Origin of the sequence: Flavobacterium marginilacus (assembly GCF_026870155.1) — a bacterium.
GTDB classification, from domain to species: Bacteria; Bacteroidota; Bacteroidia; order Flavobacteriales; family Flavobacteriaceae; genus Flavobacterium; species Flavobacterium marginilacus.
In genome coordinates, this window is the sequence record NZ_CP113975.1 from 878,495 (window position 1) to 893,246 (window position 14,752).

The 14,752-nt window shown below is 32.9% G+C and carries 9 protein-coding genes; 3 read left to right on the top strand and 6 right to left on the bottom strand.

Going from position 1 to position 14,752, the window contains the following annotated elements; translation table 11 throughout:
- The first annotated feature begins 28 nt into the window (after positions 1-28).
- Positions 29-826, top strand: a complete 798-nt coding sequence (locus tag OZP07_RS03725) for a rhomboid family intramembrane serine protease (protein WP_281637344.1) — start codon at positions 29-31, stop codon at positions 824-826.
- An 80-nt stretch (positions 827-906) separates the two neighbouring features.
- Here OZP07_RS03725 and rlmB read toward each other — a convergent pair whose 3' ends face one another.
- The 3 genes from rlmB to OZP07_RS03740 all read right to left on the bottom strand — a co-directional run bounded on the left by rlmB (position 907) and on the right by OZP07_RS03740 (position 6,218).
- Positions 907-1,641 carry a 23S rRNA (guanosine(2251)-2'-O)-methyltransferase RlmB gene (gene rlmB / locus OZP07_RS03730; RefSeq protein WP_281637345.1) on the bottom strand — a complete coding sequence of 245 codons (735 nt, stop codon included), beginning with the start codon at positions 1,639-1,641 and terminating at the stop codon, positions 907-909.
- A gap of 85 nt (positions 1,642-1,726) precedes the next feature.
- Entirely contained in the window at positions 1,727-3,106 is a 1,380-nt protein-coding gene (locus OZP07_RS03735) for a SusD/RagB family nutrient-binding outer membrane lipoprotein (protein ID WP_281637346.1), read from the bottom strand.
- A gap of 4 nt (positions 3,107-3,110) precedes the next feature.
- Entirely contained in the window at positions 3,111-6,218 is a 3,108-nt protein-coding gene (locus OZP07_RS03740) for a SusC/RagA family TonB-linked outer membrane protein (RefSeq protein WP_281637347.1), read from the bottom strand.
- 496 nt (positions 6,219-6,714) lie between these two features.
- On the opposite strand from OZP07_RS03740, the gene OZP07_RS03745 reads away from it, so the two are divergent.
- Both OZP07_RS03745 and OZP07_RS03750 read left to right on the top strand, forming a co-directional pair.
- Positions 6,715-7,230, top strand: a complete 516-nt coding sequence (locus OZP07_RS03745) for a helix-turn-helix domain-containing protein (RefSeq protein ID WP_281635709.1) — start codon at positions 6,715-6,717, stop codon at positions 7,228-7,230.
- Between the two features lie 11 nt (positions 7,231-7,241).
- Positions 7,242-7,778: an IS630 family transposase gene (locus tag OZP07_RS03750; RefSeq protein ID WP_281637348.1), complete on the top strand. Its 537-nt coding sequence runs from the start codon at positions 7,242-7,244 to the stop codon at positions 7,776-7,778.
- A 392-nt stretch (positions 7,779-8,170) separates the two neighbouring features.
- Here OZP07_RS03750 and OZP07_RS03755 read toward each other — a convergent pair whose 3' ends face one another.
- The 3 genes from OZP07_RS03755 to OZP07_RS03765 all read right to left on the bottom strand — a co-directional run bounded on the left by OZP07_RS03755 (position 8,171) and on the right by OZP07_RS03765 (position 14,652).
- Positions 8,171-9,751: a RagB/SusD family nutrient uptake outer membrane protein gene (locus OZP07_RS03755; RefSeq protein WP_281637349.1), complete on the bottom strand. Its 1,581-nt coding sequence runs from the start codon at positions 9,749-9,751 to the stop codon at positions 8,171-8,173.
- Positions 9,752-9,763: 12 nt separating this feature from the next.
- On the bottom strand, positions 9,764-12,826 hold the full coding sequence (locus OZP07_RS03760) for a SusC/RagA family TonB-linked outer membrane protein (protein WP_281637350.1): 3,063 nt from the start codon (positions 12,824-12,826) through the stop codon (positions 9,764-9,766).
- A gap of 128 nt (positions 12,827-12,954) precedes the next feature.
- Positions 12,955-14,652 carry a BamA/TamA family outer membrane protein gene (locus OZP07_RS03765; protein ID WP_281637351.1) on the bottom strand — a complete coding sequence of 566 codons (1,698 nt, stop codon included), beginning with the start codon at positions 14,650-14,652 and terminating at the stop codon, positions 12,955-12,957.
- Between the last annotated feature and the right edge of the window lie 100 nt (positions 14,653-14,752).

Consider the following 14,752-nt stretch of genomic DNA (forward strand, 5'->3'; position numbering starts at 1 on the left):
TTAATTAGCTTAATAAGTGTTCAGAATAATGGAAGAAAATCATTTTAAATTCAGCAATGCAGTTTTAGGAGTACCGCTTTTTTTTGTGCTGTTCTTATGGTTTGTTTATTGGCTGGAAATTCGTTTTGGATTCGATTTTGACGATAATGGAATTTTGCCGAGAACTTTTTCAGGAATGCAGGGCATAATTTTTAGTCCATTCATCCATTCGAATATTGAACATCTTTATAATAATTCAATACCATTATTAGCGCTTCTGGCAGCACTTTTCTTTTTTTACAGCAAAGAAGCAGTAGGAATTATGGTTTACGGAATTCTGCTTTCCGGAACTTTGACTTGGCTTATCGGAAGAGAAAATTATCATATTGGCGCCAGCAGTTTGATCTATGTTTTGGTTTCGTTTATTTTTTTCAAAGGTCTGCAGACCCAATATTATAGATTGGTTGCCTTGTCTCTCACAGTTGTAGTTTTATATGGCGGAATGGTTTGGTATGTTTTTCCAAAAATTGACGAAACCATTTCTTGGGAAGGTCATTTATCTGGACTGATTGCCGGTTTTATACTTACTTTTTTCCATAAAAAGACAGAATTTAAAAAAGTGATAAAATACGATTGGGAAAGGCCGGATTATGACTCCTCCGAAGATAAATTTATGCAGCGGTTTGATGAGAATGGTAATTTTGTCAATTTGCCAAAACCTGAAATAGTAGAAGACGAGTTAGTAGAAATCAATCCTTTTTTTCTGTCAAACTCAAATGTTGTCTACGATTATATAGAAGATTCAGAATCTATCAATAAAAAAAATGAATCAAAACCAGAGTCTTGATTCATTTCGTTTTATCTAAATAGTGAAAAATTTAGATTTTAAATTTCAATCTAAAATCTAAATTCTGCAATCTAAAATTATTAGCTTCTCTGTCTTACAGTTTCATATAAAAAAGCACCGCAAGCAACAGAAACATTCAATGATCCTATAGAGCCAAACATAGGAAGTTTTGCTTTCTCATCTACAATTTTAAGCACTGAAGGATTTACCCCTCGGTCTTCTGATCCCATAATGATTGCTAGAGGTTCATTCAAAGAAATATCATAAATATTTTGGTCTGTTTTTTCGGTAGCGGCAACAGTTTTTATACCGCTTGCCTGCAATAGAAAAATAGCATCTTTAATATGTTCTACTTTACAAATCGGAATATTAAATACCGCACCTGCCGAAGTTTTTACAGTGTCACCGTTTACTGGAGCCGAACCCGCTTTTTGAACAATAATTCCGTTTACCCCAGTACACTCAGCAGTCCTGATTATGGCTCCAAAATTACGCGCATCCGAAATTTGATCTAAAATTAAGAACAAGGGTTTTTTGCCATTTTCAACAACAGTATCTATCAGGGTTTCTAAATCAAAAAACGAAATAGGAGAGATGCTAGCTACAGCACCTTGATGATTATTAGGAGTTAATCGGTTTAACTTTTCTACGGGAACATAAGAGAAATTGATATTGCTGCGCTTCATCACTTTCATTAAGTCTTTCATAAGTTCGCCGCTTGCTTCCTTCTGAATATATACTTTATCAACTGTTGCACCCGCTTGAATGGCTTCAATTATTGCTCTGATTCCAAAAATTTGATGTTCTTTTTCCATGGCGCAAAGGTATGTAAAAGGTTTGTATAAAAAAAAACCGTTCTGAGTTAACAAAACGGTTTTGGTATTAATTATTGAACAGGGCTTAATTTCCACTAGCCCACCAAACAGGAGTATAAAAACTTGATACAACAGTTGCATTAGTATTTAACGTTCTCTCTGATTTTGGAGTTATTAATCTTACAGGAATCTTTTTAGATGCACTGATTTGATTTGGTGTTAAAACAGGAAATCCTGTTCTTCTCCAATCATTATATGGTTCAGTACTAGTGAACAAAGCAATGTATTTTTGTGTAATAATGTTTTGCAATGTAACTGTAGCTGATGCGCTTGTAGCGAATGCAGGATTGTCTGAACCAGTAACATCTACTAAAGAAGCACTTATTGCCGCTTGTAAAGCAGTTTGGGCTGCTACAGTATTTCCTAATCTAAATTGTGCTTCTGCCTCAATAAATTTTATTTCACTTAAAGTAAAAATATTTAATGGGGTATCCGGTCCTCCAACAATATAATTTCCAAATTGAGATGTTGTACCGTCAGCATCTGGCGATTCTGGAGCAGCTCCAGTATAAGTGTTATTACTAGCTTTAGTCGCATAAAACGGTAAACGAGGATCTGATGTAGTATTTAATAAATCAATGAAATATTTACCCATTCCGATATAGCCTGACCTTTGATTATTAAAAGCAAACCATGAGCTTTGATTATTACCACCATCAAAAGTAGCTACTAAGTTATCAGTTTTTGTTGTGAACGATTTTTGTAAATAAGTCAGTGCTTTTTGCGCTGCTACAGCACTTCCTTCTTTTATAGTTAATCTCATAGCATATCTTGCTTTGATTGCGTAGGCAAGTTTAGTCCACTTTGCAGTATTACCTCCATAAAAAATATCATCAACTCCTGGTATAGTAGCATTAGCACTTGCTGGTTTAGATAAGTCTGCTATAGCTATGTCAAGATAAGATTGAATTCGTTCAATTACATCTTTTTGAGTGTCGTATTTAGGCGAAACGTTACCATCAAGACCTCCAAATGCCTCTGAAAAAGGAATGTCACCCCATGCATCAGTTGCATAGCCCATGTTAAGAGCTAATATTATTCTTGCTATACCACCATAGTAAGGATTTGCAGTTTCATAATCCTTTACAATTGTGTTAGCATTAATACCAGCTTGGTAGATGTTACCCCAATCGCCTTCATTATCTAATTCTGTTAGAATATAAGCTCCAGCTTCGGCAGATTGAAATGCATTACCATTAGTATGTTGAGTAAATATTGAAAAGCCTCTTGTTAAATTGCCTACTGAGTTATTAATTGTTCCAACTTCGGCACCTGTGAGTAGTGTGGTTGGAGTAGTTAATGCGGTAGGTCTATTAGGATTATCGTTAAAGGTTTCTAATTCATGTGTGCATGAATTTAGAGATATCGCTCCTAATATTATAGATAAATAAATTATTTTTTTCATAATATTAAAAATTAAGTTTTAATGTTAAAGCGTAGCTTTTTGAACCTGGATTATTAAAATAATCAAATCCACTTGTGTTTGAACCTGATCCAGCAAAAGAGTTTTCAGGATCCACTCCGTTGTAATTCGTAATTATAAATAAGTTTCTTGCTGAAAGTGTTAACGAGGCATCTCTAACAAACGGGGTGCTTTTCGAAAGAAATTTCCCAAAATTATAAGCTAAACTGATATCTCTCATTCTTACCCAGTTAACGTCTTTTTCAACTTGTTGCTCGTTAGCTGCTCCTGAGTCACCTAAGTAGCTGTTGTAATAAACTTTATTGCTTATTGCTACTGTATTTGGTGTTCCTGTTTCAGTCACTCCTGGAATAACATAAGTTGCAGTTCTGTCTTCAGCAGATTCTTCTGTAATTCCAAGTCTATTAAGCCTTGCATGTGTCCCATTCCAAATATCCCCACCTTTTCTTACATCAAGAAGGAAGCTTAAAGATATATTTTTGTAGCTAAAATTATTTCTTATTCCTGACATCCAATCTGGAGTTGGATTACCTATGATTTGGGAAGCAGATTGAACTAATGGTATACCATTTGAACCAATAACTAAGTTACCAGAACCGTCTCTTTCCCATGCTGTTCCGTACATAACTCCTAAAGGTTGGCCTTTTATGATTGATGGAGTTACATTTCCTGAGAAGAAATCACTTCCCATACTTGAGTAATTTAGATTGTCAGCAACTTCTGTTACTTTATTTACGTTTTTACTCCAGTTTACATTAATGTCCCATTTAAATGCTGAATCTTTTAAGATGTCGTATCCTAATTCAATTTCTAATCCTCTGTTTTGTACAGTTGGACCATTAGTGAAAGAGTAATTGAATCCTGAAGATGTAGCTATTGGTGCTAAGATTAATAAGTCGTAATTAGTAGATTGGTATGCACTTAAGTTTAAACGTAATCTTCTAAACATTTCTAATTCTAGACCTACTTCAAATTCTTCGTTATGTTCTGGTTTTAAGTCTGGATTATTAAGTGTAGTTGAATAACCAAATGCTCCAACACCTCCATAAGGGGCATATAATTGTGGGCCAAATGTATCATAATAATAAGGCGTAGTAAAAACAGTTTGTACGTTGTAAGGATTTGGTGAAGCATAAGTACTTGCATATGCTCCTCTTAATTTAGCTAAATTTACCCACTCAGGCAAGTTTAGTGTTTTATTCATTAACCATGATGCACTTACTGCAGGATAAAAGTATGATCTGTTGTTTGCAGGTAATGTGCTAGTCCAGTCGTTTCTTCCTGTAAGTGTTAAATATAATTGATCATATAAACCAAGTTCAACTTGTCCGTATACACCTCTTTTTATTTGTTGTGTATCATAGTTTGAAGGTGAAAAAGTTGAAAAGTTACTTAGATTGTAAAGATTTGGTAAAAGCATTGTAGATCCGACAGTATACATGTCATTTGAGAACTTCGAGTTGATAGATGCTCCAGCATTATAGCTTAAAGATAACTTATCATCTAAGAAATGAAAATCACCATTGAAAATTAAATCTATGTTATAAAGGCTTGCGTTATAAGTATCTAATATTACTTGACCAGTTCCGTCTGCAGTTGAGTTACCATTACTACTATAAGAATAGTTTTGTTGTGCATGAGTAGTGTATGTGTCTACACCTGCTCTTAGTAATGCATTAAAGGCTTTACTTTGATTATATGTAATATGTCCGCTAATTATTTCGCGGTTTGTCTCGTCTGTATATTCGTTATTATTGACAGTGTAATATGGGTTGTCATAAGCCGCAAAATAGTTTTTGTTAGTTCCTTGTGGAGTTTCGTAGTCTCTAAGGTCATAACTCGCAGGTGTTCTGAATAATGACAGCATTATCCCTGCAACGTTGCTTCCTTTCTGTGCCCTAACTCCTCCTGTGTTAGAGTATTTAATGTCAGCTCCAGCTTTTAATTTATCTGTTATGTTATATTGTGCATTAATACTAACATTCGATCTTTTTAGAGAAGTATTTGGAACAATACCAGTTTGGTCTATGTGGCCGAAACCAATTCTAAAAGTTCCGTTTTCATTACCACCAGATAAGCCAATATTGGTTGTCGTTGTAATTCCATCTTGAAAGAAATTCTTTGGATTATCGTAAGCTTTAAGTCCAGGAACGCTTGAAATTTTTGGTCCCCAACTTTGATTAGTTCCATTACTTGTAGGGAATCCGTCAGAACCATATGTAGCTGGTGGTATGTAGGTAGTTCCATTCGTACCTGCTGCATATTCAAGTTGAATTTTTGGCAACATGCTTACTTGATCGACTGACATTGAACTTGTTAATTCAACACCTATGCCAGATTTTTTTCTCCCTTTTTTACTAGTGTAAATGATTACACCATTTCTAGCATTTTCGCCATAAATCGCTGCTGCTGCCCCACCTTTTAAGATAGATACGCTTTCAATATCATCAGGATTAATATCGACAGCTCTGTTAGAGTCATCAACACCACCAATGTTTGTTCCAGAACCGGCATTATTGTTTATCGAGTTATCTATTATTTGCCCGTCTAAAACGATTAGCGGTTGGCTGGATAAACTAATAGATTTTTGGCCTCTAATAATGATTCTACTCGAAGCGCCAGGTGTTCCTGCAGAACCAGTTACTTGGATTCCTGCAGCTTTTCCAGCAAGACCTTCAATAATGTTAGGTTCTTGAGATTTTTGTAATTCGTCACCTTTAACTTGTGAAGTAGCATATCCCAATGCTTTTTTCTCTTTTTTAATACCTAAGGCCGTAACTACTACGCTTTCTAGTTCTGTCGCATCGCTAGAAAGTTTTACATTAAGTGAAGTTGAACTTGCAGATTTTTCTGAAGATCTCATGCCAACATAGCTAAATACCAATACATCGCTTGGTGTTGCTTTGATAGAATACTTTCCATCAAAATCTGATTGAGTTCCATTTTTTGTTCCTTTTACTAATACACTCACACCTGGTAAAGGCATACCTGCATTGTCGGAAACAATTCCTGAAACAGATCTTTCTTGCGCAAAAGTTACTTGCGCCACTAGTACTATAAGAAGTACTAAGAATCCATTGAACTTTAGTTTCATTTTTAAATATTTTGAATTAGTACTGTAAAAATCATAATAATTTGTTAACTATCCTAATATCTAAAACTCTTTTTTTTTGTTAAGGTTAAAATTTAACATTATAACTTATAGTTATGTTTGTGTTATATTTTTTTGATTTCTTTCGTTATTATTTTTATGTGTTAATTTAAATATTTGGTTTTTATTATTAAAAAACTTTAATTTCAGTGGTTTAGAGTTGGGTTTAGTTGTAGATTGCGAAGAATTAATTAACGTTTTTCTATAATTATCGAAGTCGAAAAATTGGCCAGTAAACTATTTTCTGAAAGAAACGAATTGTATTTATGCTTCTAAATATTAATAATTCAGAGGGTAAATAAATCTTGCTTTGTGAAATTAATTTTGATTTTATTTTCTTGTTAAAAAAATAGTTATACCGAACAAAAATATAATACCAACCAATTTTTATAATTGTTTTTTTTATATTAAATTTGGATTATATTGTAAAAGTGATACTATGGCACATTCAAAAATTTTGACTATCAAGGAAACGGAAAAAGAAATTAAAAATTTGCTCAAACATTCTACTCCATTTATTGGTCAGCGTTTGAGAGTTTTGTTGATTTTAAAACAAAACGAAAAAACAGGAATTTCCAAACGTGAGGCTGCTAAATTAGCTATGGTCGATCCAAACAGCGTTCATAAATGGAGAACATTGTATATTAATGAAGGAATTGAGGGTTTGATGAAACATCAAAGAAAAGGTTTCAAGCCCTCTGTTTTCAATTCTGCTGAACACGATATGCTGGAAACAAAACTCAACGATCCCCAAAACGGGCTCCAAGGCTATGTTGAATTGAAAGATTGGATTGAAAAAGAAACGGGGAAAACCTTCAATTATAACACCTTACTTTATTACTGCATTAGAAATTTTAAATCAAGCGTAAAAATAGCCCGAAAAAGCCACGTTAAAAAAGATGAAAACCAAGGAATCTCTTTTAAAAAGACTTCGGAAGAATCTGCCAGGAAATAGCACTGAATGCTGTGGGGGATTTTAAATCTGTAAATCTATATTTTCAAGATGAATCCCGTTATGGATTATTCACTAGCAATGGCAAATCAGTTACTGCTATTGATGTGAAACCAATTTGTACTTTTCAGCAAGTATTCAGATCAACTTGGCTTTCCGGAGCATTTTCTCCAATAACAGGAGATCATTTTCAATTAATACTTCCACACTGCAATGCGGATAATTTTCAAGTATTTCTAAACAACTTCTCAAAAGAAAATCCCAAAGAACTTAAAATAATGGTCTTGGATAATGGAAGATTTCATAAAGCTAAAAAATTAATTATTCCTGAAAACATTGTTCTTGTTTTTTTACCACCATATAGCCCAGAACTTAATCCCGCTGAAAAAATGTGGGCAAAATACAAACGACAATTCTCTAATAAATTTTACAAATCATTAGAGGATATCGAAAATTTTATTACTGATGCAGTGAAAAATACAACTAAAAATGAGGTAATGAGTATCTGCGGGTATGGCTATGTGTTTTTAGATAAAATTTGGACTATATAATATGTGTGATTGGTATTATTTGTTATGTTGAAATTTGCTAAATGTTTTTTAGTTTTTTGTATTAGCGATTTCAGTTATGCTTCTTTATACCTGCTCCCAAGGTTTATTGTTAGGTAGGATTTTATTGTTGATATTTTATTGTTGTAATAGCTTTGGTAAATTCAAAATTGCATAAACTATATTTTTAAGTGGTTCAATTTAAAGGGGAATAATTGGATATGGTATGAATATAGTTTGATTTTCATTGATCTATAACGAATTTATAATTGGTATTACTAGTGTCAATATTCTTCATAATTTTTTTTATAAATTTTGAACAAAAAAAATCCCGATTACATTATGTAATCGGGAAATTAAATAAAACAGTTTGTTTCATTTCTATTTATGAAATTTTACCAGCCTGGATTTTGTTGCTTAGCCAAAGTAGGGTTTGTATTTAACTCAACTTGTGGTATTGGCCATAAGAATCTAAAGTCAGAAGCTGGAATTGCAAGAACTGTACGAGGACCTGTGTAAGGTGTTCCAAGCGTATAGTCAGCAACAGCAGGAACTGCATTTGCATATTTTGCAGGAATACCTGTAGAAGGAGCAATGTCATCTTTTTCAAGACGTTGAATATCAGACCATCTTCTTCCTTCCATCAAGAATTCAATTCTTCTTTCAGTAAGAATGGCATTTACCATTAATGGTATTGTACTCAAAGTAGCAGCTGTATAAGCTTGTGTAGCAGGAGTTGCAAGAGCTCTATTTCTAACTGTGTTTAAGTTGATCAAAGCATTAGCTAAGTCTCCTGTGCGAGCTTGCGCTTCTGCCATATTCAATAATACTTCTGCATATCTAATAACAGGTGTTGCATCTGTAAAATTGACTTGATCTTTATATTTGTTAGTATATATTCGACCATTAACGTTGATTATCATTTCAGTTGCTCCAATAACACCAGAACTTGGATTTACAATTGCAGTTCTTCTTTTATCGTCAACTAACCAACTAGGATTTCTCCATATAATTGGACTAACAGCCACTAATTTTCTTCCTCCAAAAATAGAAGCTAATGCAGCATTTGTTCCTGGATTAGAAGTAGTTGAGTGTTGTATGGAGAATATTGATTCTGTATTGCTTAAATTGTTTGCCAAAACAAATGCATCTCCAGGATTAGCTGTTAATGTCCTTTTTCCGTTCAGTTTATTACCTTCAGTGATTACATTTGCCCAGTCTCTTTTTTGAAGATATACTCTTGTTTTGAATGCGATAGCTGCATTTTTTGAAGCTTTTGCAATTCCTGTAGTCGTTATAAGATTTTCAGCGTCATTTAAATCAGCTAAAATCTTAGTGTAGCACTCAGCGACTGTGTTTCTTGGTTTAAGAACTTCAGAATCAATTTCGCCTTGAGTATTAACTCCAACTTCTCTGTAAGGAATTCCCAAATGCTCTGCTGTTGCTGTATAGTTATAACATCTGGAAAAATAATTCAAAAGTTCAAAATGTGTAATTGCGCGTAAGAATTTAGCTTGACCAATATAATCGTTCCCAACTGCAGCTGAAATAATTCCTTTAGCGACGGCATCATTTACACCTTCGATCATCAAATTGCAACGATTAATTAAACGGTAACCATCTACCCAATAATAAACGTTGTTTGCTGTAGTGGCGTCATAGGTAGCTGTATAAGTAAGTTGGTAGAAAGTTGCAGTATTTACTACATCTTCTCCTCTACAGTCTCCTTGTTCTACGAAAGCGGCACCCCAAATATAACCTCTACCACCATTAGCAGTACCACTAGTGTATGTTCCTATGGCTGCAGCATTATATACACCATTCATTGCTGATGCAATTAAATCTGGAGTTGTAAATGGATAGTCTTCTGAAGGACTATTTATTGGGTCTAAATCCAATAGTTTTTCTTCTGAACAGGAATTCATTCCCAAAACAATTACAGAAAGAAGTAGTAACGTTTTAAATATATTTTTCATCTTAAATTTGTATTAAAAGTTAACATTGACACCTATTGAAATTGTTTTTACTCTTGGTGTTCCAATGTAATCTACACCTGAATATTGAGTAACTTGTGTGTTTTGCATTTCTGGATTAATTCCTGAGTAGTCAGTAAACATTGCCAATCCTTGCCCTAAAGCATAAATACGGAAACTATCAATACTAATTTTTTGAGTAAATGACTTAGGTAATGTATATCCTAAAGTGATATTGTCTAAAGATATGAAGTCACCATCTTCAAGAAAACGTGTGCTTAAGTGACCTGTTAAATTTGTAAATGTATTAGATCCTCCAACAATTCTCGGAGTCCAGCCATCACCAGGATTGGCTGCACTTTGCCATCTTCCTAAAATCTCGGTACCATTATTAGAGAAATCTTGAGTTACTAGATCTCTACGCGTAGCATTGAAAATTTTATTTCCACCACTAAATCTAAACATAAATCCAAAATCAACCCCCTTGTAAGTAAAGGTATTATTTAATCCACCATAATAAGTAGGCAAACTGTTTCCTAAAACAGATTTGTCTTTTGCAGAATCTAATGTACTTGAAGCACCTGCTGCGCTTGGATTAGCGGGGTCAAAAACAGTGTAAGTTTGTGTATTTGCATTTCCTTGTACTAAGCTGTTATCCGCTTTGTAATATACGGGATTTCCATTTGCAGGATTTACTCCATAATATCTGTAACCGTAAAGCGCTTTTAATGGTTCGCCTTCTCTAATGATGTTGTAGTCAAAAAGGATGTCTTGTCCTTGATTTAACTTAGTGATTTTATTTTTAATAAGAGTTAAGTTACCAGTGATATCCCAAGTGAAATTACCTTTTACCATTTTGTAACTTGCAGAAAACTCTAAACCTTTATTATATAGTGCACCTATATTCTTGTTAATTACTCCATATGGAGTACTTGTATTACCAGGAATACCTAATGAAGGACTTTGAGGAGCAGCTAAAATTAATTGATCTACATCATTAGAGAAATAATCAAAAGTGAATCTTAATTTATCATCAAATAAACCTAAATCTGCACCATAATCTGTTTTTTTACTTCTTTCCCATTGCAACTGATCATTACCAAATTGAGAATATCCAAATCCATTTAATGATCCGTATGGTGATGCTATAGCAAGTCCTTTATAAGGATAGTTTCCTATATCGGTATTACCAACTTCAGAATAAGAACCTCTAATTTTTAAATCAGAAACTACAGAACGAATTGACTCCATGAAATCTTCATTAGAGATAGTCCATCCTCCAGAAAATCCGGTGAAATTATTCCATCTTGTTGCATCAGCTAATTTTGAAATTCCATCTCTACGGATTGAAACTTGAAAGAAATATTTTTTGCCATAGTCATAGTTAAGGCGGCCAACGTAAGATATAATACCATTCTCGTATTGAGAACCACCTGAATCTTTGGTTGTATATGAATTTGTAATTAATCCTTCGTTGTAAAACCCATCTAGTAATGTTGCTCCTGAACCCCAGAAAGTTTCGTACTTTTCTTTTTGATATTCAGATACAGCTGTTATACCAATAGTATGTTTTTCAGCAAATGTTTTGTTATACGTTAAAATATTTTGGACGTTATAACGTAAAAATTCAGTATCATCGTTATAAACATAACCTTTGTTTGAAAAACCATCACCATTTAAAGGATTAAGATATTGAAACCCTTTATTGATTGAATTGTCAATACTTCCTTGAACTTTAAAATTCAAATCTTTTGTAATTTTTGCGTTAGCAAAAGCACTCGCTAAAATTCTAGTTATTTTTGATGAATATTTGTTTTTATCCATGATATAAACAATATTTGGTAGGTTATTTGCAATTGCAATTTTATTATCCCATTGACCAACTCTATTGTTTACTAAATCTAGGTTATATCCAGTTGGATTAGCTTCGTCGTAGATAGGTGTATTAGGTAACATTTTTGTAGCCGCGTAAATACTACCAGAAAGAGCATTACCTGTTGTACCTCCAGTATTCAAACCATTATAGTCTGTTTTGGTAAGTCCTATATTGGTTCCAATGTTTAACCATTTTGTTACACTAGCATCAATATTTGTTCTAGCGGTATAACGTTTCATATCGTTAGCTTTCGCAAGTCCTTCCTGGTCAGTAGAGCCTAATGATAAATAGAATTTACTTTTGTCAGAACCTCCACTAACGGATAGGTTATTTGTTACTTGCTGCGCATTGTTTCTCATTGTCGCTTTTTGCCAATCTGTATTGTAAGTAGTCCCTGCAGCCCATACAGTTGGAGCTCCTTTTTCATTCGAAATAGTTATAAAGTCTGGAGTTTGTAACAAATCGTATGTCTCTACAGCATTAGAAAAACCGACTGAACTATCGAAACTGGTTTTAAGATTCCCTTTTTTACCACTTTTTGTTGTAATCAAGATTACACCATTTGCAGCACGAGATCCATAGATTGCTGTAGAAGCACCATCTTTTAAAACCTCATAGGATTCTATATCGTTTGGATTGATATCTCCCAAACCATTTGTTTGTGCTACACCACCAGTATCACCTGTTACTATAGGCATACCGTCAACAATTACCAAAGGATAAGTACCACCAGTTATAGAAGCAATACCTCTAATTCTGAAAATTGGAGCTGCTCCTAATATTCCTGATGGAGTAGTAATTTGCACACCTGCTGCTCTACCTGCTAATTGAGATTCAAAACTGGCAGTTACCAAATTCTTTAAATCCGAACCTTTTACGCTAGTTATAGATCCAGTAACCTCTTTTCTTTTTTGAGTACCGTATCCTACTACAACTACACTTTCTAGTTCAGTTGCATCACTCGTTAATTTAATGTTAAGTGAGGTTGAACTTGCAGATTTTTCTGTGGATTTCATACCTATATAGCTAAATACCAATACGTCAATTGGTGCTGCTTTGATAGTGTACTTACCATCAAAATCTGATTGAGTTCCATTTTTTGTTCCTTTTACTAATACACTAACCCCTGGTAAAGGCATTCCTGCATTGTCGGTAACAATTCCTGAAACAGATCTTTCTTGTGCAAATGTGATTTGCGCCATTAGTACTAGAAGAAGCACTAGGAATCCATTAAATTTTAGTTTCATTTTTAAATATTTTGAATTAGTGAGGCAAAAATCATAATAATTTGTTAAGTTTCCTAATATCTGAAACTCTTTTTTTGTTAAGACTAAAATTTAACATTATAACTTATCGTTATGTTTGTGTTATAAAATTTTATTTCTTCGTTTTTAGACTTACCGTTTGTTATGGCAAATTTCAATAAACCATTTAGAGTTTGTGCACCAAATCCAAACCCTATACCTAGAAGTTTATCATTGTTTTTTTTTGTAGCAGAAATTGTGGAATCCTCGTAATAACAGTAGTCTAGAATGGAATTGAAGTATAAGTTTGATGAAATTAAATATCTGTATTCTGTCATTAAAGCAATCATTAAGTTTGCTTGCAGGCTGTTTTCGGAGAATCCTCGTATTGAGTTTGTTCCTCCAAAACGATGTAATTCATTTGTGATATAATTTTGACTTTTTAAAATATAATTTTGGTTTTTTATATTTATAATATTTTTCTCATTAATATAAAAATCATTAATTATGTTAAAATTAGCAAAATTTTGTTTTTGTGGCAGATTTTCTATTATAGTCCTGTTTCCGATTCCAATTGTTAAGTCAACTAGGGATTTAATTGGGAATAGTTTGTTTTTTGAATTGTTTTTTTTGAATTCTATAGAAGCGGTATAGAAAGTGTTCTTGTAATCGGATAAATTCTGGCTGTTCAGGTTTTGAATGTCACTGGACTCTGTAGATTCAAATCCAAGATATATACGTTTGTTGTATTTTAGAAAATAGCCTAATTGCAGAGCGGTTTTTGTGTTTTGAAAAATGCTGTCTTGTTTAAAAATATTAATTTGTGCTTTAATTGCTATTGGGCTGTTGAATAAATAGGGGATATTCAGATTAGCATTAAAAAGCTTTTGGTTATTTCCGTCGTTTTTCCAGTAAATAGATAATTCTTCTCCGTTTCTAAGTGCATTGACTAGGGTTAGGTCTAAATATCCGTTAAATTGAATTTTTTTATTTTCGGTGTTATTGAATCCTAAATAGCCGTCAAAATTATTTGCTTTCTTTTTTTCTAGGTATACAAATATTTTGGTGCTGTCTTGTGTGAATAGTATTTCTGGAAATTTAATTTGATTTATAAATCCAAATTCTTCAAAATCATGATTTATTTGTTTTACTGTTTCTTGATTGAAAATTGAGTTTTTGTATTTTTTTGTGATTTGTTTTTGAGCTCCTTTTGGAAAAAGTTTTTTCTGCTTCTGATCGGAGTATTTTATTTCTATTGTGTTTAAATTTCTTTTAATGTCTGTTGAAATAAATAATTCGGCATAAAGATCTTGTCTTTTCTGTAGAATGTTGTTGAGTTTTACTTTTGCGAAAGCATAGCCGTTTTTTTCTAAATTTTGTAGAATCTGTTTTAAAAACGCTTCTGTTTGAGAATATGGTAATAGTATCGAATCTTGATTTGTTTCGAAAAAATCAGCTAAGATCAGTTCGTTTTTTTTACCTATATATATATGTATGTTTTTTATTCTTTTGCCAAGTGAAATTTTAGCGTAAAAAACACTGTCATTTTCTCTGTTTTTCTCAAGTATTTGGTTGTTGATATAGCCATTATCTTTTAGTTTTCTGCTGAGAATATTTATTTCTTCAATTGTGGTTTTTATGTTTTGCTGTTTTTGGGAGTAGCTAATAGAATCAATTGTATTGGTTTCTAATGGAGTTTTGCCGATTATTTTTAATTGGATAGTCTGACTTTGAGAAGTCAAATAGAGAAGAAAAAAAAACAGAATAAGAATTTTAGATTTCAATTTGATTTCTTTTTTCATGAAAGTAACGCAAATATCTGCTGTTTGTTTTAATATTCATAATGTTTGTGGTTTAAATGACTGGAAGGACTGTTTTTTAGTA

Excerpts from the sequence above, each read along its gene's own strand:
- OZP07_RS03725 (WP_281637344.1), top strand. The coding sequence starts at position 29 with ATGGAAGAAAATCATTTTAAATTCAGCAATGCAGTTTTAGGAGTACCG.
- rlmB (WP_281637345.1), bottom strand. The coding sequence starts at position 1,641 with ATGGAAAAAGAACATCAAATTTTTGGAATCAGAGCAATAATTGAAGCC.
- OZP07_RS03735 (WP_281637346.1), bottom strand. The coding sequence starts at position 3,106 with ATGAAAAAAATAATTTATTTATCTATAATATTAGGAGCGATATCTCTA.
- OZP07_RS03740 (WP_281637347.1), bottom strand. The coding sequence starts at position 6,218 with ATGAAACTAAAGTTCAATGGATTCTTAGTACTTCTTATAGTACTAGTG.
- OZP07_RS03745 (WP_281635709.1), top strand. The coding sequence starts at position 6,715 with ATGGCACATTCAAAAATTTTGACTATCAAGGAAACGGAAAAAGAAATT.
- OZP07_RS03755 (WP_281637349.1), bottom strand. The coding sequence starts at position 9,751 with ATGAAAAATATATTTAAAACGTTACTACTTCTTTCTGTAATTGTTTTG.
- OZP07_RS03760 (WP_281637350.1), bottom strand. The coding sequence starts at position 12,826 with ATGGCGCAAATCACATTTGCACAAGAAAGATCTGTTTCAGGAATTGTT.